Source organism: Streptomyces collinus Tu 365, from assembly GCF_000444875.1.
GTDB classification, from domain to species: Bacteria; Actinomycetota; Actinomycetes; order Streptomycetales; family Streptomycetaceae; genus Streptomyces; species Streptomyces collinus_A.
This window is the reverse complement of sequence record NC_021985.1, coordinates 4926581-4944625: the sequence shown is the minus strand read 5'-3', so window position 1 is coordinate 4944625 and position 18045 is coordinate 4926581. Positions and strand designations below refer to the sequence as shown.

The 18045-nt window shown below is 72.6% G+C and carries 18 protein-coding genes; 5 read left to right on the top strand and 13 right to left on the bottom strand.

What is annotated here, in order from left to right:
• Positions 1-88 precede the first annotated feature (88 nt).
• From B446_RS21530 to B446_RS21520, 3 genes are all read left to right on the top strand, one after another.
• Positions 89-292, top strand: coding sequence for a cold-shock protein (locus B446_RS21530; protein WP_004984723.1), 204 nt, complete (start codon positions 89-91; stop codon positions 290-292).
• Positions 293-505: 213 nt separating this feature from the next.
• Complete coding sequence (locus B446_RS21525; protein WP_020941552.1) at positions 506-1240, top strand: class I SAM-dependent methyltransferase; 735 nt, start codon at positions 506-508, stop codon at positions 1238-1240.
• A gap of 117 nt (positions 1241-1357) precedes the next feature.
• On the top strand, positions 1358-1561 hold the full coding sequence (locus B446_RS21520) for a hypothetical protein (RefSeq protein ID WP_020941551.1): 204 nt from the start codon (positions 1358-1360) through the stop codon (positions 1559-1561).
• A 136-nt stretch (positions 1562-1697) separates the two neighbouring features.
• Here B446_RS21520 and B446_RS21515 read toward each other — a convergent pair whose 3' ends face one another.
• From B446_RS21515 to B446_RS21500, 4 genes are all read right to left on the bottom strand, one after another.
• Positions 1698-4715, bottom strand: coding sequence for an AfsR/SARP family transcriptional regulator (locus B446_RS21515; protein WP_020941550.1), 3018 nt, complete (start codon positions 4713-4715; stop codon positions 1698-1700).
• A gap of 172 nt (positions 4716-4887) precedes the next feature.
• Entirely contained in the window at positions 4888-5682 is a 795-nt protein-coding gene (locus B446_RS21510) for an AfsR/SARP family transcriptional regulator (RefSeq protein ID WP_020941549.1), read from the bottom strand.
• Between the two features lie 112 nt (positions 5683-5794).
• Positions 5795-6613, bottom strand: coding sequence for a biotin carboxylase (locus tag B446_RS21505; RefSeq protein ID WP_020941548.1), 819 nt, complete (start codon positions 6611-6613; stop codon positions 5795-5797).
• A gap of 291 nt (positions 6614-6904) precedes the next feature.
• Complete coding sequence (locus B446_RS21500; protein WP_078614770.1) at positions 6905-8905, bottom strand: AMP-dependent synthetase/ligase; 2001 nt, start codon at positions 8903-8905, stop codon at positions 6905-6907.
• Between the two features lie 260 nt (positions 8906-9165).
• Between B446_RS21500 and B446_RS21495 the strand changes: the two genes are divergently transcribed.
• The gene (locus tag B446_RS21495; RefSeq protein ID WP_020941546.1) at positions 9166-10092 is read left to right on the top strand and encodes a MaoC family dehydratase; all 927 of its coding nucleotides are present in this window, start codon (positions 9166-9168) and stop codon (positions 10090-10092) included.
• Positions 10093-10488: 396 nt separating this feature from the next.
• Here B446_RS21495 and B446_RS21490 read toward each other — a convergent pair whose 3' ends face one another.
• The 9 genes from B446_RS21490 to B446_RS21450 all read right to left on the bottom strand — a co-directional run bounded on the left by B446_RS21490 (position 10489) and on the right by B446_RS21450 (position 17650).
• The gene (locus tag B446_RS21490) at positions 10489-11139 is read right to left on the bottom strand and encodes a TetR/AcrR family transcriptional regulator (protein WP_052352170.1); all 651 of its coding nucleotides are present in this window, start codon (positions 11137-11139) and stop codon (positions 10489-10491) included.
• A gap of 26 nt (positions 11140-11165) precedes the next feature.
• Positions 11166-11465 carry a DUF4229 domain-containing protein gene (locus tag B446_RS21485; RefSeq protein WP_020941544.1) on the bottom strand — a complete coding sequence of 100 codons (300 nt, stop codon included), beginning with the start codon at positions 11463-11465 and terminating at the stop codon, positions 11166-11168.
• A gap of 87 nt (positions 11466-11552) precedes the next feature.
• Positions 11553-12077 (bottom strand): GNAT family N-acetyltransferase, encoded by a 525-nt coding sequence (locus B446_RS21480; protein WP_020941543.1) that lies wholly within the window; start codon positions 12075-12077, stop codon positions 11553-11555.
• 16 nt (positions 12078-12093) lie between these two features.
• Positions 12094-12753 (bottom strand): UdgX family uracil-DNA binding protein, encoded by a 660-nt coding sequence (locus B446_RS21475; RefSeq protein WP_020941542.1) that lies wholly within the window; start codon positions 12751-12753, stop codon positions 12094-12096.
• Positions 12754-12789: 36 nt separating this feature from the next.
• Positions 12790-13953: an aminofutalosine synthase MqnE gene (mqnE, locus tag B446_RS21470; RefSeq protein ID WP_020941541.1), complete on the bottom strand. Its 1164-nt coding sequence runs from the start codon at positions 13951-13953 to the stop codon at positions 12790-12792.
• Positions 13954-13991: 38 nt separating this feature from the next.
• Positions 13992-14447 (bottom strand): Lrp/AsnC family transcriptional regulator, encoded by a 456-nt coding sequence (locus B446_RS21465; protein ID WP_020941540.1) that lies wholly within the window; start codon positions 14445-14447, stop codon positions 13992-13994.
• A gap of 91 nt (positions 14448-14538) precedes the next feature.
• Positions 14539-15213: a UbiX family flavin prenyltransferase gene (locus tag B446_RS21460; RefSeq protein ID WP_043476200.1), complete on the bottom strand. Its 675-nt coding sequence runs from the start codon at positions 15211-15213 to the stop codon at positions 14539-14541.
• Between the two features lie 80 nt (positions 15214-15293).
• Positions 15294-16196 carry a menaquinone biosynthesis prenyltransferase MqnP gene (gene mqnP, locus B446_RS21455; protein WP_020941538.1) on the bottom strand — a complete coding sequence of 301 codons (903 nt, stop codon included), beginning with the start codon at positions 16194-16196 and terminating at the stop codon, positions 15294-15296.
• Entirely contained in the window at positions 16193-17650 is a 1458-nt protein-coding gene (locus tag B446_RS21450; RefSeq protein ID WP_020941537.1) for a menaquinone biosynthesis decarboxylase, read from the bottom strand. The genes mqnP and B446_RS21450 overlap by 4 nt, the downstream gene beginning before the upstream one ends.
• A 75-nt stretch (positions 17651-17725) precedes the next feature.
• On the opposite strand from B446_RS21450, the gene B446_RS21445 reads away from it, so the two are divergent.
• Positions 17726-18043 (top strand): PLD nuclease N-terminal domain-containing protein, encoded by a 318-nt coding sequence (locus B446_RS21445; RefSeq protein ID WP_020941536.1) that lies wholly within the window; start codon positions 17726-17728, stop codon positions 18041-18043.
• Positions 18044-18045 lie beyond the last annotated feature (2 nt).

The window sequence follows — 18045 nt, the reverse complement described above, 5'->3', positions numbered from 1 at the left end:
TCGTTTTCAGACGAATGCAGTTGTGCAGCACCGTTTCGCACGTGCAGGTTCTGGAGCAGGGCAACCCTTTTGAGCCCAAGGAGGGCTTATGGCTACCGGAACCGTTAAGTGGTTCAACGCCGAAAAGGGCTTTGGCTTCATCGCCCAGGAGGGCGGCGGCCCCGACGTCTTCGTTCACTACTCCGCGATCAACGCCACCGGCTTCCGCTCCCTCGAGGAGAACCAGCAGGTGAGCTTCGACGTGACGCAGGGCCCGAAGGGCCCGCAGGCGGAGAACGTCACCCCCGTCTGATCACTGCCTGATCGCAGAACCTGAGTGCAGTACCCAAGGAGCCCCACGCCGTACGGCGACGGGGCTCCTGCCTTTTCCGGCCCGTCGTCCCGGTGAATTCCCGGCGAATTCTCCGGGTGCCCGACCGCCCGCAACCGCCGGTGCCGGAGTTTCCCTTCCTCGCCGTCCGGCGCCACCGCGCACTGTCACAGCCGGCCACTACGGTCGCTGTCCATGACTGACGCCCAGGCCCCTTCCGGCCCCGTTCCTTCCGGGCCGCCCGCCCACGACTTCATCGCCGCCACCCGCGTCTTCTGGGACACCGTCGCCGACGACTACGCCGAGCGCTTCCGGGACGAGTTCGCGGGCCGGCCCCTGGAGCCGGCCCTGCTCGCCACGTACGCCGAACTCGTCGGTCCCGGCGGCCGGGTGGCCGACCTCGGCTGCGGCCCGGGGCGGGTGACGGGGCGCCTCGCCGCGCTCGGCCTGGACGTGTTCGGGCTCGACCTGTCGCAGTCCATGCTCGCGATCGCCCGGCGGGAGAACCCGGGGCTGCGCTTCGAGCTCGGCTCCATGCTGGAGCTCGACCTCCCGGACGGCGCGCTGTCCGGGGTCGTCTCCTGGTACTCCAGCATCCACACCCCCGCCGAGCGGTTGCCCGCGCTCTTCGCCGAGTTCCACCGGGTGCTGGCGCCGGGAGGCCACCTCCTGCTCGGCTTCCAGGCCGGGGACCACACCCGCCGCCACGACCGGCCCTGGGGCCACCCGGTGGTGCTGGACTTCCACCGGCGCCGCCCCGAGCACGTCGCGGAGCTGCTCACCGATACCGGTTTCGGCATCCTCTCCCGGACCGTGCGCGAACCCTCGGAATCCCTCGGTGAGCAGGTGGCACAGGCCTTCCTGTTCGCCCGGAAACCCGGCCCCGAGGAGGCCCAGAAGCAGTTGAAACCAGGAGTACCGGGAGCCTGACCCGGGCCGGGAACCGGCGGGGACGGCATGGGGATCGCCCCCCAAGAGCATCGGTGACGGCGCTGGGGAGAGGCCCGGCGACCGGATCACGATCCGTCTCTACCTGGGGGTTCACCTATGCGCACCATCACACTGCGTACGAAGACGGTCCTGGCCGCGCTCGCCGGCGCAGGTGTCCTGTCGCTCGGCACCGCGGCGGCCGTCCCGGCGACCGGTGTGCAGGACGCCCTGGTGCACATCACCTCGGGAGCGACGGGAAGCCACGCGCACTCCGTGTCCTTCCTGGCGGACGACCGGGAGCCCACGATGATCCACGCCTGATCCCGCGGCCGCTCGCACGGCCCGCGCACGACGTCGACGGCACCGGCCGGGCACCCGCCCGGTCGGTGCCGTCGCGCACCGGGACCGGACCGGTATCGCCGCAGGCGGCAGGCGCGCGGACGGCGGTACCGCGGGGTCACAGGCGGCGGCCCTCCGGGGTCACCCCCATCGCGTCGTACAGCTCGTCCGCCGCCGACTGGTGGCGCGACGCCGTCGGTTCGTCGCCCAGGGCCTGTGCCGCCTCGGCCATGCCGTGCAGGGCGCGGGCCGTCTCGAAGCGGTAGCCGAGCCGGGAGGCCAGCTCATGGGCGTGCCGGTGGAGTTCCATCGCCCGGGCGGGGGCGCCGCCGCGCAGGTGGACCAGACCGACCACGTTGACCACGGCCGCCTGGCGCAGCACCGTGCCCTCCGCGGAGACCAGGTCCAGGGCGCGCTCGGCGTGCTCGGCGGCCGCGTCCTGCTCGCCGAGGCGCTGGCAGATCCGGGCCCAGTGCGCCAGCACGAAGGCGACGTTCCCGGGCTGCCGGGAGTCGTCGCACAGTTCGAGTGCCTGGGAGAGGCAGGCGCGCGCCCGCTCGTCCTCCCCGGTGCCGAGGTGGGCCAGCGCCAGGTAGGTCAGCGAGTGGATCTCGTTGCCGCGCTCGCCGATGCGCCGGTTCAGTTCGGTGGCCCGGGCCGCGTACCGGGCGCCCTCGGCGTAGTGCCCCGCCCAGGTCTGCACGGTGCTGAGGTTGGCCAGCGCCTGGGCCTCCATCCGGACCGCGCCCAGCTCCCCGTGCAGGGCGATGCCCTGGGCGAGGTAGGTGCGGGCCGCGTCGAAGTTGCCGAGCGCGCCGTGCAGCAGGCCGAGCACGTCGAGGCAGCTCGCCTCGGTGCGCCGGTCGTGGCCCGCGGCCACCTCCAGACCCTCCTGGGCGGTCGTGATGCCGTCCTGGAAGTCGCCGAGCCACCAGTGGGCCACGGCCAGGTTGGACAGGCTCAGGCTCAGCAGCCCCGGGTCGTCGAGCTGCCGGCAGGCGGTGACCGCGATCCGGTTGACGACCCGGAACTCCTCGTAGTGGCCGCGCAGGTGGAGGTAGAACAGCACGTTGCGGGCGAGCAGGGCGGCCGTGCTGTGCAGCCGCTGCGCGCCGGCCTGCGCGACGACCGCGAGCAGCGCCTCGTGCTCCCGGTCGAACCAGCGCAGCGCCTGGTCCCGGCCCTCGATCCGGGGCAGCTCGGGCGTGCCCTCGTCCGGTGGCTCGCCGAACCGGTTGCGGCCGGGGAAGAGCACGTCGCAGGAGCGGTCGGTGGCGAGCATGTAGTACACGACCAGCCGCTCGACCGCGCCCTCCTCGTCGTCCTGCACCTCCCGCACGCTCATCGCGTACGTGCGCACCAGGTCGTGGAAGCCGTACAGGCCCGCCTCGTGCTGCTCCAGCAGGTGCGCGTCGAGCAGGTGTTCCAGGACGTCCTCGGCGTCGTGGACGTCGGTGCCGAGCAGCGCGGCGGCCGAGTGGACGTCGATGGCGCTGCCCGGATGCAGTCCGAGCAGCCGGAACGCGACGCGCCGGTCCGCCTCCATCGCCTGGTACGACAGTCTGAGGGTGGCCTCGACGCTGCGTTCGCCGGCGCTCAGTTCGCGCAGCCGCCGGGTCTCGTCGGCGAGCCGGTCGACCAGGTACCGGACGGTCCAGCGGGGCCGGTTGCGCAGCCGGGCGGTGGTGATGCGCAGGGCGAGCGGCAGGCCGCAGCACAGCCGGGCCAGTTCGGCGACGGCGTCGGGCTCGGCGGCGGTGCGCTGGGTGCCGAGCATGCGGGTGAGCAGGGTGGTGCTGTCGTCGGCCGAGAGCAGGCCGAGGGAGAGCCATTCGGCGCCGTCGAGTTCGAGCATGCGGACCCGGCTGGTGAGGATGGCCAGGCAGTCCTCGGAGGCGGGCAGCAGGGGCAGCACCTGGGCGGCGTCGGCGGCGTTGTCGAGCAGGAGCAGCATCTTGCGCTGGGCGGAAACGGTTCGCCAGAGGAGGGTGCGGCGCTCCAGGTCGTCCGGGATCCGGTCGTCCGGGATGCCGACGGTGCGCAGCAGGGAGTGCAGGACGGCGCCCGGTTCCTGGGCCTTCTCGCCCGGGCTGAACCCGCGCAGATCGACGAAGAGCTGACCGTCCGGGTAGTCCGCGGCGAGCAGGTGGGCCGCGTGCACGGCGAGCGCGGTCTTGCCGCTGCCGCCCATGCCGTCCACGCCGACGATCCGGGTGCCCTGCCCGGCGGGGTCCCGGCCCACCTCAAGCAACCGGTCCAGTTCCTCGTCCCGGCCGGTGAAGTCCGGCAGGTCGTAGGGCAGGGTGCAGGGCGCGGGCTCGGACCGGTCGGGCTCGGCGAGCGGGGCGGGGACGAGGAGGGCGGCGCGGTCGGACACGGACTGCGGGACGCGGGGCGCCACCTCGGGGCTGTCGCGCAGGATGGCCTCGTACAGCCGGGTCAGCTCGGCGCCCGGGTCGATGCCCAGCTCCTCGACGAGCAGTTCGCGCACCCGGCCGAACTCCTCCAGGGCGTCCGCCTGCCGGCCCGCCCGGTACAGGGCGAGCATCAGCCGTCCGCGCAGGGTCTCCCGCAGCGGGTGGGCGTTGACCAACTCGCGTAGAGGACCGATGAGCTGGCCCGATTCACCGAGTTCCAGCTGGAGTTCGAAGTACTGCTCGGCGACCGCCATGTGGCGCTCCTCGAGCGCCGCGGAGGCCGCGGAGATCACCGCGCCGCCCGCGCCGGACAGCACCGGGCCGCGCCACAGGTCCAGACAGGCCCGCAGATGGCCGACCGCCTCGGCGGGCCGTCCGGCGGCCACCGCCTGCCGGGCCTCGGCCGCACGGCGGCCGAACTCGTCCAGGTCCAGCTCGTTGTCGCCGAGGACGGCCCGGTAACCGGCGCCGTCGGTGACGATCAGCGAGGCGCCGCCGGGGATGCGGGTGCGCAGCGCGGCGACTGCCTTGCGGATCTGGTGGCCCGCGGTCTGCGGCGGCTCGTCGTCCCAGGCGGCGGCCACCAGACGCGGCACCGGCACCATGCGCCCGGATTCGAGCAGGAGCGTGACGAGCACCCGTTCCTGGGTGGGGCTGCCGAGTCGCAGCCGCCGTTCGCCGTGCCAGCCTTCCAACGAGCCGAGGATGTTGAAGCGCACGACAGGCCGACCGGATGCCGCCGACTCCACGAACCCGTCCCCCCCGCCCCATCGCGTGACCCAGCCCGAGTTGTTCGGGACAATCCTAGGTTGTACCCCGAACGAGCGACGCCGGAAGGCAACTTCGCGTTACTCGCGGTGCGTCTCGGTCCGAGCCGAAGGCTAACCATCTTCAGGCCAGTTGGAGGAGAGGAGAACGCGCATCGCCGGTCAGGGCCGGGTCGTGGCAGAGAATGGCGCTTTCGACCTGCCGCAGGGCCGGAGATGGCTGGATTCCGAGCTCGTCGTCGAGGTGACGGCGCATCCGGCGGAAGACGTCGAGGGCGTCCGCCTGCCGGCCCGAGCAGTACAGGGCGACCATCAGCTGTTCGCAGAAGCGCTCGCGCAGCGGGTGGTTGGTGTGGGCCTCGGTCAGCTCGGCGAGCACCGCCGCGTGCCGCCCGAGCCGCAGTTCGGCGTCGAAGCGCAGTTCCATGGCGCGCATCCGGTACTCCTCGTAGCGGGCGCCGGCGAGCTGGCACAGCGTCCCGCCGGTGAACCCGCCGAAGACCGGGCCGCGCCACAGGGCCAGGGCGTCGCCGAGCAGCCGCGCGGTGCGCTCCGCGTCCCCCGGTGCGGCCGACTCGGCCTGCCGTACGGTCCTGACGAACTCGGCGGCGTCGAGCTCGCCGTCGGCCACGGCGAGCCGGTAGCCGGAGGGGTGGATGGTCACCCGGGGCCCGGACCGGCCCGGCTCCAGGCCGCGCAGTTTGCGGCGCAGCCTGCTGACGTGGGCCTGCAGGGCGTTGGACTGGTTGTCGGGGACGCTGTCGCCCCACATCTCCTCGACCAGGCTCTCCCCGGACACCGGCTGACCCTCGCTGACCAGCAGCGTCTGCACCAGAACGCGCTGCAGATCGCCGGAGATCTCCGCCGGGCCGGACACGGTACGGATCTGCAGTGCCCCGAGGATCGAGAACTTCAGCATCCTGGCTCCGCCTCCCGTTGACGTCGCTGGCGTCGTCGTCCTTCTTCCGGCGACGTATCAACGGTGCGGTCGGCCCGTACCGGATCGTTCCCGATCCGTTCCCGGTCGCGGATCAGCGGTCGTCGCCGACCACCAGGTCCTTCAGCGAGGCCACCCGGCGGGCGGCGCCCTCGGGGGAGTCGGCGTGCACGACGAGGTGCCCGGGGCGCAGCGCCTGGGGCGGTGTGACGTGCCGGACGTGCGGCAGTCCCCCGACGTCGGTGGTCTTCATCCGCCACGGCGGGCTCAGCAGGGCCGCCGCGGCGAACCGGTTCGGGCGCACGGCGTCGACCAGCCGTCCGGCGAGCACCTCGATGGCCGCGGCCGCGAGGTCGAACCCGCCGGCCGCCTTCACCAGTTCGGGCACCGGGTCGTCGCCGAGGCCCGCCCGGCTGCCGGTGATCACCGGGCCGCGCGGGGTGACGGCGACGCTGGTGTGGGCCGGGCCGTACTGGTACCCGGTGAGGTCCAGCAGCGCGGTCACCACGGCGCGCACCTCGGCGGCCGTGTCGTCGGTGAGCGGGGCCGGGTGCAGCAGGCCGTAGGGGGTGACCGCGGTGATGCCGGCCGTCTGGTGCATGCCGTGCACGCTGAGCGTCTCCACGGTCAGCCGCAGGTCGCCGGACGCCACCTGGGTGCCGCCGGGCGAGAGCCGGTTGTCGCGGACCAGGCGTTGTACGGCGGCGGGGTCGGACAGCACTCTGAGGGCGCGTGCGGGGTTGACGCACAGTCCGGCCTCGGCGGCTTCCCTGAGCGGCGCGCGCAGTGCCGCCTCGTCGGTTGCGTCGACCCGGACGGAGCGCACTTGGACACCGGCGTGCGCCGCCTCGCGGACGAGGCGCTGGTCCGGGTTGAGCAGGAAGATCCGGCGGACGTCGTTGTCTTCTTTCATACCTCTGCTCGTGATCACGGAGTCGGCGAGGGTGGAAAGGCAGGCTACGAGCGGACGTTACCGATCCGGTCCCGGCCGGGTCCCGGGGTGGCGGGTTCGCCCAAGTCGCTCACTTCTTCCGCTCGGTGACAAGCCGGTGGACGGGCATGCATCCCTCCTACGCTACCCGTTCACCGGCACTCGCCGCGGGCGGATTCCATGCCACGGGCAGATTCACGGCAAATGCAGATCAGCCGGTTTCCGCGTTGTCCCGGCCGGTCCACCGGCGTTCCGTCCGGCGGCGGGGCCGGTTCAGCGGGTGTAGAGCGCGGCCACCTCGGACGCGAAGTCGCGCATGATCCGCTCGCGGCGCAGCTTCATCGACGGGGTCAGGTGGCCGGCCTCCTCGGTGAAGTCCACCGGCAGGACGGTGAACCGGCGGATGGACTCGGGCCGGGAGACGAGTTTGTTGGCCTCGTCCATCGCCCGTTGCAGCACGGCCGTCAGTTCGGCGTCGTCCGTGAGGAGTTCGGGCGGCACGGGGTGCTTGCCGTTCATCAGGCGCCAGTGGGTGATGCCGTCCGGGTCGAGGGTGACGAGCGCGGCGACGTAGGGGCGGCCGTCGCCGACGAGCATGCACTGGGAGATCAGCGGGTGCTGGCGCAGCCAGTTCTCCAGCGGCGCGGGGGCCACCGACTTGCCGCCCGCAGTGATCAGCAGTTCCTTCTTGCGGCCGGTGATGGTCAGGTAGCCCTCGTCGTCCAGCTCGCCGAGGTCGCCGGTGGGCAGCCAGCCGTCCCGGGTGGCGGGGACGACGCCACCGGCCGCCGGGTCCCAGTAGCCGCGCAGCACGTGGTCGCCGGCGAGCAGGATCTCGCCGTCGGCGGCGATCCGCACCCGGGTGCCGGGCAGCGGCCAGCCGACCGTGCCCAGGCGGGGCTTGAGCGGCGGGGTGACGGTGGAGGCGCCGGTGGTCTCGGTCAGGCCGTACCCCTCGAAGATCTCGATGCCCGCCCCGGCGTAGAAGGCGGCGAGGCGGCGGCCGAGCGGCGAGCCGCCGCAGATGGCGTACTTGACCCGGCCGCCCATGGCAGTGCGGATGCGCCGGTAGACGAGCGGGTCGTAGAAGGAACGGGCGGTGCGCAGCGCGCGGTTGGGGCCGCCACCGGCACCGGTCTGGCGGGCCTCCAGCGCCTCCCCGTACCGCACGGCGACCGAGGCGGCCCGGTCGAAGGCGGCGGCCCGGCCGCCGGACTCGGCCTTGGCCCGCGCCGAGTTGTAGATCTTCTCCAGCATGTACGGGATGGTCAGCAGGCAGGTCGGCCGGAAGGCGGCGAGGTCGGGCAGCAGGTCCTCGGCCTTCAGGCTCGGGGCGTGGCCGAGGCGCACCCTGGCCCGGACGCAGGCGATCGCCACCATCCGCCCGAAGACATGGGACATGGGCAGGAACAGCAGGACCGACACCTCCTCGCCCGCCTTCGCCTTGAAGATCGGGTAGAGGAGTTCGACGGCGTTGTCGACCTCGGCGAAGAAGTTGCCGTGCGAGAGGGCGCAGCCCTTGGGGCGGCCGGTGGTGCCGGAGGTGTAGATGAGCGTGGCGAGGGTGTCGGGGCCCAGCATGCCGCGGCGGACGGCCACTTCGCCGTCGGGTACCTGCGTGCCCAGCTCGGCCAGCCGGTCGACGTGGCCCTTCTCCATGACCCACAGGTGTCCGAGGTCCGGTATGCGTCCGAGTTCGGGGCCGATGGCGGCGGCCTGTCCCGCGGTCTCGGTGACCAGGGCGACGGCGCCGGAGTCGTGCAGGATCCAGCGGGTCTGGTAGACGGAGGAGGTGGGGTAGACGGGGACGGTGACCAGGCCGGCCGCCCAGGCGGCGAAGTCGAGCAGGGTCCACTCGTACGTGGTGCGGGCCATGACGGCGATGCGGTCGCCGGGCACCAGGCCCTCCGCGATCAGTCCCTTCGCCACGGCGAGCACCTGGGCGGCGAACCCGTCCGCGGTCACGTCCGTCCAGTGGCCGTCGTCCGACCTGCGGCTGAGCACGACCGCGCCGGGGTCCGCCTCGGCGTTGTCGAAGGGCAGGTCGGCGAGCGAGCCGTGCGTCACCGGTGCCGCGAAGGGCGGCACGTACGCCTCCCGTACGGCTCCGTCCAGGCGGCGGGTCTCCGGCTCCACGAGGACGGGGCGGCCGTCGTAGTCGGTGGCCGAGACGGGGGCGCCGGAGGAGACGGGGGTGTTCGGGTACGGGGCGTTCGGGTACGGGGTGGACAACGGCGGCTCCTCGGGCGCGCAGCGGTGCACTGCTTGCTGCATGACGTACGTGCCTCGGGCCCCGAGGCGTTCAGCGACGGTGGGCCGTGTGGGGGGTTACCGCCGGTTCAGGCAGGTGGATCGTACGAGGCGGCTGTGGGGGGCCTGTGCTGGTTCCGGAATGATCCGGAGCCGGACATGTGCAGCCTCAAGGGGGTGTGTGAGGGATGCTCAGGTTCGCTCCGGGATCGCCCACGCGGCCTTACCTCCGGTAACCTTACTCCAGAGTAAGGAATTCGCACCGAGTCGCGTGGGAGTCGCACATGGCCGACCGCTACCCGAGCTCCGCCGGCCCGGCCCCGAGCGGTGGGGCTCCCGCCGCCGTGTCCCTGGCCTCCGCCCCCGCGCTGGCCCCGCTGCTGGCCCGCGGCGCCCTGCGCTCGCCCTTCAAGCGCCCCGCCCCGGACGCGGCCTTCCCGCGCACCCGCCTGGTGCTGCCCGGCCTGCGCGTGGACCTGGCCCGGCTGGCGGCCTACGAGCGGGTGTGCGGCTTCGCGCCCGGCGCCGCCGACGGCGAGGACGCGCTGCCCGTCACCTATCCGCACGTCCTCGGCTTCCCGCTGGCCATGCGGCTGATGAGCCGCCGGGACTTCCCGCTGCCGCTGCTGGGCCTGGTGCACACCTCGATCGAGATCACGCACCGCGCCGCCGTACCGGCCGGCGGCACCCACGAACTCGCCGTGCACGTCGAGGCGCTGGCGCCGCACCGGCGCGGGACCGAGGCCACCGTGGTCACGGAGCTGCGGAGCGGCGGCGCGCCCGTGTGGGAGTCCCGCAGCACCTACCTGGCCCGGCACCGCACCGCCCACTCCCCTGCCGGGACCGGCCCGGAGCGCTCACCGGCACCGCTGCCCGCGGTGGCCGAGTGGCGGATCGGCGCGGACGTCGGCCGCCGCTACGGGGCCGCCTCCGGCGACCGCAACCCCATCCACCTGCACCCCTTCACCGCGCGCCTCTTCGGCTTCCCGCGCGCCGTCGCGCACGGCATGTGGACCGTCGCCCGCTGCCTGGCCGCCCACGGCACCGGCGGGGCCGCCACGGTCCGGGCCGAGTTCCGGGCGCCCGTGCTGCTGCCGGGGACGGTCGGCTACGGCGCGGACGGCACCGGCCGCTTCGAACTCCGGGCCCCGGACGGCAGACTCCACCTGACGGGCCAGGTACGGCCACTGGCCCAGGGGGCACGCGGATAGCCCCGGACGGGACCCGCGCCACGGCAAGAGGACCCTCGGACAGCCACCGGCCGTGACGGACGGGCCACCGAACCACCACCGGCCGAGCCACACGCCCTCGCGCCGGCCGCGCGGACAACCAGCCGGCCGCCACACCCGCCACGGAAACGCCCCCCGCGAACACCCACCGGCCGGCACACGCCCTCGCGCCGACCGCGCGGACAACCAGCCGGCCGCCACACCCGCCACGGGAACAGCCCCCGCGAACACCCACCGGCCGGCACACGCCCTCAACCGAAGCCTCGCGGACAACCACCGGCGGGACACCCGCCCCTGGGCACGGCACCCGTGGACAGCCGCCGGCCGGCACGCCCTCGCAACGGGGCCCGCGACAACCGCCGCCCCCGGCGGCAGCCGCTACGCCTCGCCCGGCGGCGGGGTCCACACCTGGCCGCCCATCAGGTTGCCCAGGCCCGCCCAGGCGAAGTTCATCAGGGTCGCCGCCGCCTGCCGGGCCGTGACGCCCGGGGTCGCGTTCGCCCAGGTCGCGAGGGACTCGGCGGCGCCCACGAGGGACTCGGCGAGCCCGGCGACCTCACGCTCGGGCATCCGGGGGTCCCGGTGCGCGTCGCGTGCCGCGGCCGCGATGAGCTGGGTGACGAACGCGACGATGTCCTCGCGCATCGCGGCGACCTCGGCGGCGAAGACCTCCCCGTGGGTACGGGCCTGGAGGTGCAGCACGGACCAGCCGTCGGGGTGCTCGGCGGTGTACGCGAAGAAGGCCCGCAGGCCGTCCCAGAGCTGGCGGTCGGCCGGCAGGTCACGGCGCACCCCGGTGCGGACGGCCTCGGTGAGGGCGGCCGCCTCGCGGCGGATGCAGGCCGTGAAGAGGTCTTCCTTGGAGTTCAGGTACAGGTACACCAACGGCTTCGACACGCCCGCGAGTTCGGCGATCTCGTCCATCGAGGCGGCCATGTAGCCGCGCTGTCCGATGATCCGTACGGCAGCGTCGAGCATCTGCTGCTCACGGACCGCCCTCGGCATCCGCCTGGTCTTCACCGCACCCATGGGACCAGCCTATGGGGCCCGGCGGGTCAGGAAGGCTGGCTCTGCGCCCGGGGGCCTTCGTCGGCCGCGTCCTCCTGGTTGCGGTTGGCCTCCAGGTTGGCCTTCATCCGGTCCACCCTGCCGACGATCCGCACCGAGGCCCGGTCCCGTTCCTTGCGCAGCACCACGAAGCTGATCGGCGCCGAGAGCACCATCGCCAGCAGCAGCACCCACAGGAAGTTGGAGTCGCCGAAGCCGCGCGGGAAGATGCCCGAGTAGACGGCCCCCCAGACGACGACGAGGCAGCCGGCGAAGATGCCGAGGCGCATCAGCGTGTAGCGGAGCATCTCAATCCAGTCTTCCGATGATGAAATGGGGCACCGTCCAGTGAAGCACGGTGCGGCCCCGATCTTGGGGGCGGGGTCCGGTCGGCGTCAGGCCAGCGGCAGCAGCATGTGGACGTCGTCCCGGTCGTCGCCGGGGGCGACCCGGATGGCGCCGGGCACCCGGCCGACCTCCTTGTAGCCGCAGGACGCGTAGAACCGTTCGAGGCCGAGGCCGCCCCGGCAGGTCAGCCGGATCGCGTCGATGCCCTCGAAGCCGCGGGCCGCGTCGGCGGCGGCCGCCAGCAGCTCCCTGCCGTAGCCGCGGCCCTGGTGCCGGGGGTGCACCATCACCGTGTACAGCCACACCCAGTGGGTCATCAGCCGGTGCGTGTTGAAGGAGAAGAAGGCGGTCGCGGCCACCTGCCCCGACTCGTCGTGCCCGACCAGCAGCCGGTGGCGCCCCTCGACCATGGCGACGAGGTGCCGGACCAGCTCGGGCCGTATCTCGTCGCGGGTCACCGGCGGGACGAACCCCACGGCCCCGCCCGCGTTCGAGACGTCCGTCCACAGGTCGAGGACCCCGTCGCGCAGGGCGGGCGAGATCGCCGGATCCAGGGTGAAAGTAAGGGGCATGGGGCGATGGTATCTATTACGAGAGGGTGCGTGCAGCCACTTTCAGGTCCGCCACCAGCCCCTGGAAGGCCCCCTCGCGGTCGTCCGCGCGCAGCACCGAGGACGGGTGCACCGTCGGCAGCAGCCGCTCCGGCCGCCCGTGGATCTCCCGCTCCAGCAGCGTGCCGCGCACCCCGCCGACCCGGAACGACGACCCGAGCAGCGCCTTGCCCGCGGTGGCGCCGAGCACCACGATCAGCTCGGGCTCGACGAGGGCCAGCTCGGCCGCCAGCCAGGGCCCGCAGGCGGCCGCCTCGCGCAGGCTCGGCGCCTTGTGGATCCGGCGCCCCCGCGGCTCGGCCCGGGTGAACTTGAAGTGCTTCACGGCGTTGGTGACGTACGCCTCGGCGGGGTCGATCCCGGCCTCCGCCAGCGCCCGGTCCAGGAGCCGTCCGGCCGGTCCGACGAACGGCCTGCCCTGCCGGTCCTCCTGGTCGCCCGGCTGTTCCCCGACGAGCATGACCCGGGCGTCCCGCGTCCCCTGCCCGAACACGGTCTGCGTGGCGTCCCGGTGCAGCGGGCAGCCGCGGCAGCCGGCCGCGGCCCGGCGCAGGGCCGCGAGGCCGCCGCGCGCGGGCACGAACGGCTCGGCGGTGTAGGCGTCCTCGGGCGCCGTCGGTTCCCCGGGGCCGGGCATGCCGGACGGGTACCCGTCCGGCGGCGCGGCGTCACGTCACACGCGCATCGGCTGCGGCGACTCCCGGCGCAGCGGGTCCGGGCCGTCGTACTCGCGGATGATCTCGTACCGGGTGTTGCGCTCCACCGGGCGGAAGCCCGCGTCGCGGATCAGGTCGAGCAGGTCCTCGCGGGTCAGCTTGTTCGGGGTGCCGTAGTTGTCCGCGTCGTGCGTGATCTTGTACTCGACCACCGAGCCGTCCATGTCGTCGGCGCCGTGCTGGAGGGCGAGCTGGGCCGTCTGCACACCGTGCATGACCCAGAAGACCTTCACGTGCGGGACGTTGTCGAACAGCAGCCGGGAGACCGCGAACGTCTTCAGGGCCTCGGCGCCGGTCGCCATCTGGGTGCGGGCCTGGAGACGGTTGCGGATCTTGCCGTCCTTCATGTCCACGAAGTCGTGCTGGTAGCGCAGCGGGATGAAGACCTGGAAGCCGCCGGTCTCGTCCTGCAGCTCACGCAGCCGCAGCACGTGGTCGACCCGGTGGCGGGGCTCCTCGATGTGGCCGTAGAGCATCGTCGCCGGGGTCTTCAGCCCCTTCTCGTGCGCCAGCCGGTGGATGCGGGACCAGTCCTCCCAGTGGGTGCGGTGGTCCACGATGTGCTGCCGGACCTCCCAGTCGAAGATCTCGGCGCCCCCGCCGGTCAGCGACTCCAGACCGGCGTCGATCAGCTCGTCGAGGATCTCGGAGGCGGACAGCCCGGAGATGGTCTCGAAGTGGTGGATCTCGGTGGCCGTGAACGCCTTCAGCGAGACGTGCGGCAGGGCGGCCTTCAGCTCCCGCAGCGAGCGCGGGTAGTACCGCCACGGCAGGTTGGGGTGCAGGCCGTTGACGATGTGCAGCTCGGTGAGGTTCTCCGACTCCATCGCCTTGGCGAGCTTGACGGCCTCCTCGATGCGCATCGTGTACGCGTCCTTCTCCCCCGGCTTGCGCTGGAAGGAGCAGTAGGCGCAGGAGGCCGTGCACACGTTGGTCATGTTCAGGTGACGGTTGACGTTGAAGTGCACGACGTCACCGTTCTTGCGGGTCCGCACCTCGTGCGCGAGGCCGCCCAGCCAGGCCAGGTCGTCCGACTCGTACAGCGCGATGCCGTCCTCGCGGGTCAGCCGCTCCCCGGAGCGGACCTTCTCCTCCAGCTCGCGCTTGAGCCCGACGTCCATGCCAACACCTTTCTACGACAGCCCGACCAACGGTATCCCTAGACCTCTTCGGGCAGCTCCCCGACCCGGTTCTCCCACTTCGTGGACAGCACGATGGTGGTACGGGTGCGCGAGACGCCCTTGGTCCCGCTGAGCCGCCGGATGATCCGTTCCAGGCCGTCCACGTCATTCGCCCGGATCTTGAGCATGTACGAGTCGTCGCCGGCGATGAACCAGCAGTCCTCGATCTCGGGCAGGTCCCGCAGCCGCTGCGCCACGTCCTCGTGGTCGGCGGCGTCGGACAGCGAGATGCCGATCAGGGCGGTCACACCGAGGCCGAGGGACGCCGAGTCCACGGTGGCCCGGTAGCCGGTGATGACCCCGGCCGCCTCGAGCCGGTTGATGCGGTCGGTGACGCTGGGCCCCGACAGACCGACGAGGCGCCCCAGCTCCGCGTAGGAGGCCCGCCCGTTCTCCCTCAGGGCCTGGATGAGCTGCCTGTCCACCGCGTCCATGCGATCGAAGCCTTCCACTGAAGAGTTCCGAGGAGTGAAGAGTGATGAGAGGTACTGCGCCCTGCCCGGCCCCGGCCCGGCCGGCCCAGGGTCAGCGGCCCGCCGTGCCGCCGCCCAGTTCGCCCTTCCAGCGCCGGTACAGGCCGTGTCCGACGCCCGCCGCGTCGAGCACCCGGCCCGCGACGAAGTCCACCAGGTCCTGGATGTGGGTCGCGCCCGCGTAGAAGGCGGGCGAGGCCGGGACCACGCTCGCCCCGGCGTCGTCGAGCGCCACCAGGTGCCGCAGGGTCTGCCCGTTCAGCGGGGTCTCCCGTACGGCCACGACCAGCGGGCGGCGCTCCTTCAGTGTGACGCTCGCCGCACGCTGGAGCAGGTCCTTCGACAGGCCGAGGGCGACACCGGCGACACAGGCGGTGGAGGCCGGCACCACGAGCATCCCGCGCGCCGGGTACGACCCGGAGGACGGCCCGGCCGCGAGGTCGCCCGGGTTCCAGTACCGCACCCCGCTGACGTCCACGTCGAACGTGCCGGGCTTGCCGTCGGCGCCACGACCGAGCCATTCCCGCAGGTCGTCCTGCCAGTGCGCGTCCCGGAACGAGATCCCCGTCTCGTCCAGCAGCGTCAGCCGCGAGGCCCGGCTGACCACCAGGTCGACCGCTTCCCCGGCGTCCAGCAGCGCCCGCAGCACGGCAGCCGCATACGGCGTCCCGGAAGCTCCGGACACCCCCACGATCCAAGGCGCGCGCTGCGTTTCTCCTGCGTTCACACCTTGAGCGTACCGGCGGGCCGCCCGGCCCTCGGCCCGGGTCGCCCCTCGCGCCGCCGCCGGGCGGCGGGCGGGGCCGGTCAGACGGTCAGACCGCGCACCAGGAGGTCCAGCAGCGCGCACACGAACAGGGCGATCCCGATGAAGCCGTTGACCGAGAAGAACGCCCGGTTCAGCCGGGACAGGTCGTGCGGGCGGACGATGCGGTGCTCGTAGACGAAGGCGGCCGCCACGATCACCAGGCCCAGCCAGAAGAACGCGCCGGCGTGGGTGGCCAGGGCGTACCAGACGAAGAGCGCGGTGGTGACGGTGTGGCAGGCCCGGGCGCCCCAGATCGCCGCCGGGATGCCGAACCGGGCCGGCACCGACCTGACGCCGATCTCGCGGTCGGTCTCGACGTCCTGGCAGGCGTAGATCAGGTCGAAGCCGCCGATCCAGACGCCCACGGCGAGGCCGAGGATCACCGCGTCCCAGGACCAGGAACCGGTGACGGCGAGCCAGCCGCCGATGGGGCCCATGGCCTGGGCGAGTCCCAGGATGGCCTGCGGGAAGTCGGTGAACCGTTTCCCGTAGGGGTAGACCACCATCGGGATCACCGCGACCGGCGCGAGGGCCAGGCACAGCGGGTTCAGCAGGGCCGCCGACCCGAGGAAGACCACCAGGGCGACGAGGGCGCCGGTCCAGGCGTGCCGGACGGACATCGCGCCCGTCACCAGCTCCCGGTGCGCGGTGCGCGGGTTACGGGCGTCGATCTCGCGGTCGATGATCCGGTTGACCGCCATGGCGAAGGTGCGCAGCCCGACCATGCAGACCGTGACCAGCAGCAGCCGGCCCCAGTGGATGTTCCGGTCCAGCTCGAACATCGCGGTCAGCGTGGCGATGTAGGCGAAGGGGAGCGCGAAGACCGAGTGCTCGATCATCACCAGGCGCAGGAACGCCTTGGTGCGTCCCGGCCGCGGGAGTGCCGCGGAGGCGCTGCTCACAGGCCGTACTCCTTCCAGCGGCGGTCCACCAGGGCCGCCGTGTCGGGGTCGGAGAGGACCATGTCCGGCCAGCCTCCGTCCCGGGTGTAGCCCTCCTCGGGCCACTTCCTCGTGGCGTCGATCCCCGCCTTGCCGCCCCAGAACTGCTGGTAGGAGGCGTGGTCGAGATGGTCGACCGGACCCTCCACGACCGTCAGGTCGCGGGCGTAGTCCGTGTTGCCGAGGGCCCGCCAGGCGACCTCGTGCAGGTCGTGGACGTCGCAGTCGGCGTCCACGACCACGATCAGTTTCGTCAGGGACATCATGTGCGCGCCCCAGATCGCGTGCATCACCTTCTGGGCGTGCTTCGGGTACTTCTTGTCGATCGAGACGATCGCGCAGTTGTGGAAGCCGCCGGCCTCGGGCAGGTGGTAGTCCACGATGTCCGGGACGATGATCTTCAGCAGGGGCAGGAAGAACCGCTCAGTGGCGCGGCCGAGCGGGCCGTCCTCCGTGGGCGGGCGGCCGACCACGATCGACTGGAGCAGCGGCCGCTTCCGCATGGTCACGCAGTCGATGGTCAGCGCCGGGAACGGCTCCTGCGGGGTGTAGAAGCCGGTGTGGTCGCCGAACGGGCCCTCGGGCAGCATCTCGCCCGGCTCCAGCCAGCCCTCCAGGACGACCTCGGCGTTCGCCGGGACCTGGAGCGGGACCGTCTTGCAGTCGACCATCTCGATCCGCTTGCCCGCGAGGAAGCCGGCGAAGAGGTACTCGTCGATGTCGCCGGGGAGCGGGGCGGTGGAGGCGTAGGTCACGGCGGGCGGGCAGCCGAAGGCGATCGCGACCGGCAGGCGCTCGCCCCGGCGCGCCGCCACCTGGTAGTGGTTGCGGCTGTCCTTGTGGATCTGCCAGTGCATGCCGATGGTGCGCTTGTCGTGCCGCTGCAGCCGGTACAGGCCGAGGTTGCGCACGCCGCTCTCGGGGTCCTTGGTGTGGGTGAGCCCGAGGTTGAAGAAGGAGCCGCCGTCCTGGGGCCAGGTGAACAGCGCCGGGAGCCGGTCGAGGTCGACCTCGTCACCGCGCAGGACGACCTCCTGCACGGGGGCGTTGTCGGCCTTCACCTTCTTCGGCGGCACGTGCGCCATCGCGCCGAGCTTGCCGAAGGCCTCGCGCACGCCCACGAAGCCGTGCGGCAGTTCGGGCCGCAGCAGCCCGCCGATCTTCTCGGAGATCTCGCCGTACGACTTCAGGCCCAGCGCCTTCAGCAGCCGGCGGTCGGTCCCGAAGACGTTCATCGCGAGGGGCATCGCCGAGCCCTTCACGTTCTCGAAGAGCAGCGCCGGTCCCTGGGCCTTCTGCACCCGGTCGACGATCTCACCGACCTCCAGGTACGGGTCGACCTCGGCCTTGATGCGCTTGAGGTCGCCCTCGCGCTCCAGCGCCCGCAGCAGGGAGCGAAGATCGTCGTAAGCCATGTGTCCCAGTATCGGCCACGGGCTAACCTGGCCCGGTCACCGGGGCCGTCCCACCACTCGGGGAGATCGCACGACATGCTCAGGTATCTGCCGTTCCTGCTGGTCCTGGCGCTGTGGATCTACGCCTTCGTGGACTGTCTCAACACTCCCGAGGAAGAGGTGCGCCACCTGCCGAAGGTGGTGTGGGTGATCATCGTGCTGCTCTTCGGCGAGGTGCTGGTCGGCCCGGTCGCCTGGCTGCTCACCGGCAAGGTGCGGCGCTCCCCCGCGACCGGTGGCCCGGCTCCCGCCGGGTGGCGGCGCGACGACGCCCGCTGGGTGGCCCCCGACGACAACCCCGAGTTCCTGAGGTCCCTCGGTCAGGACGACCAGGACGACCGCGGGAAGGGCTGAGC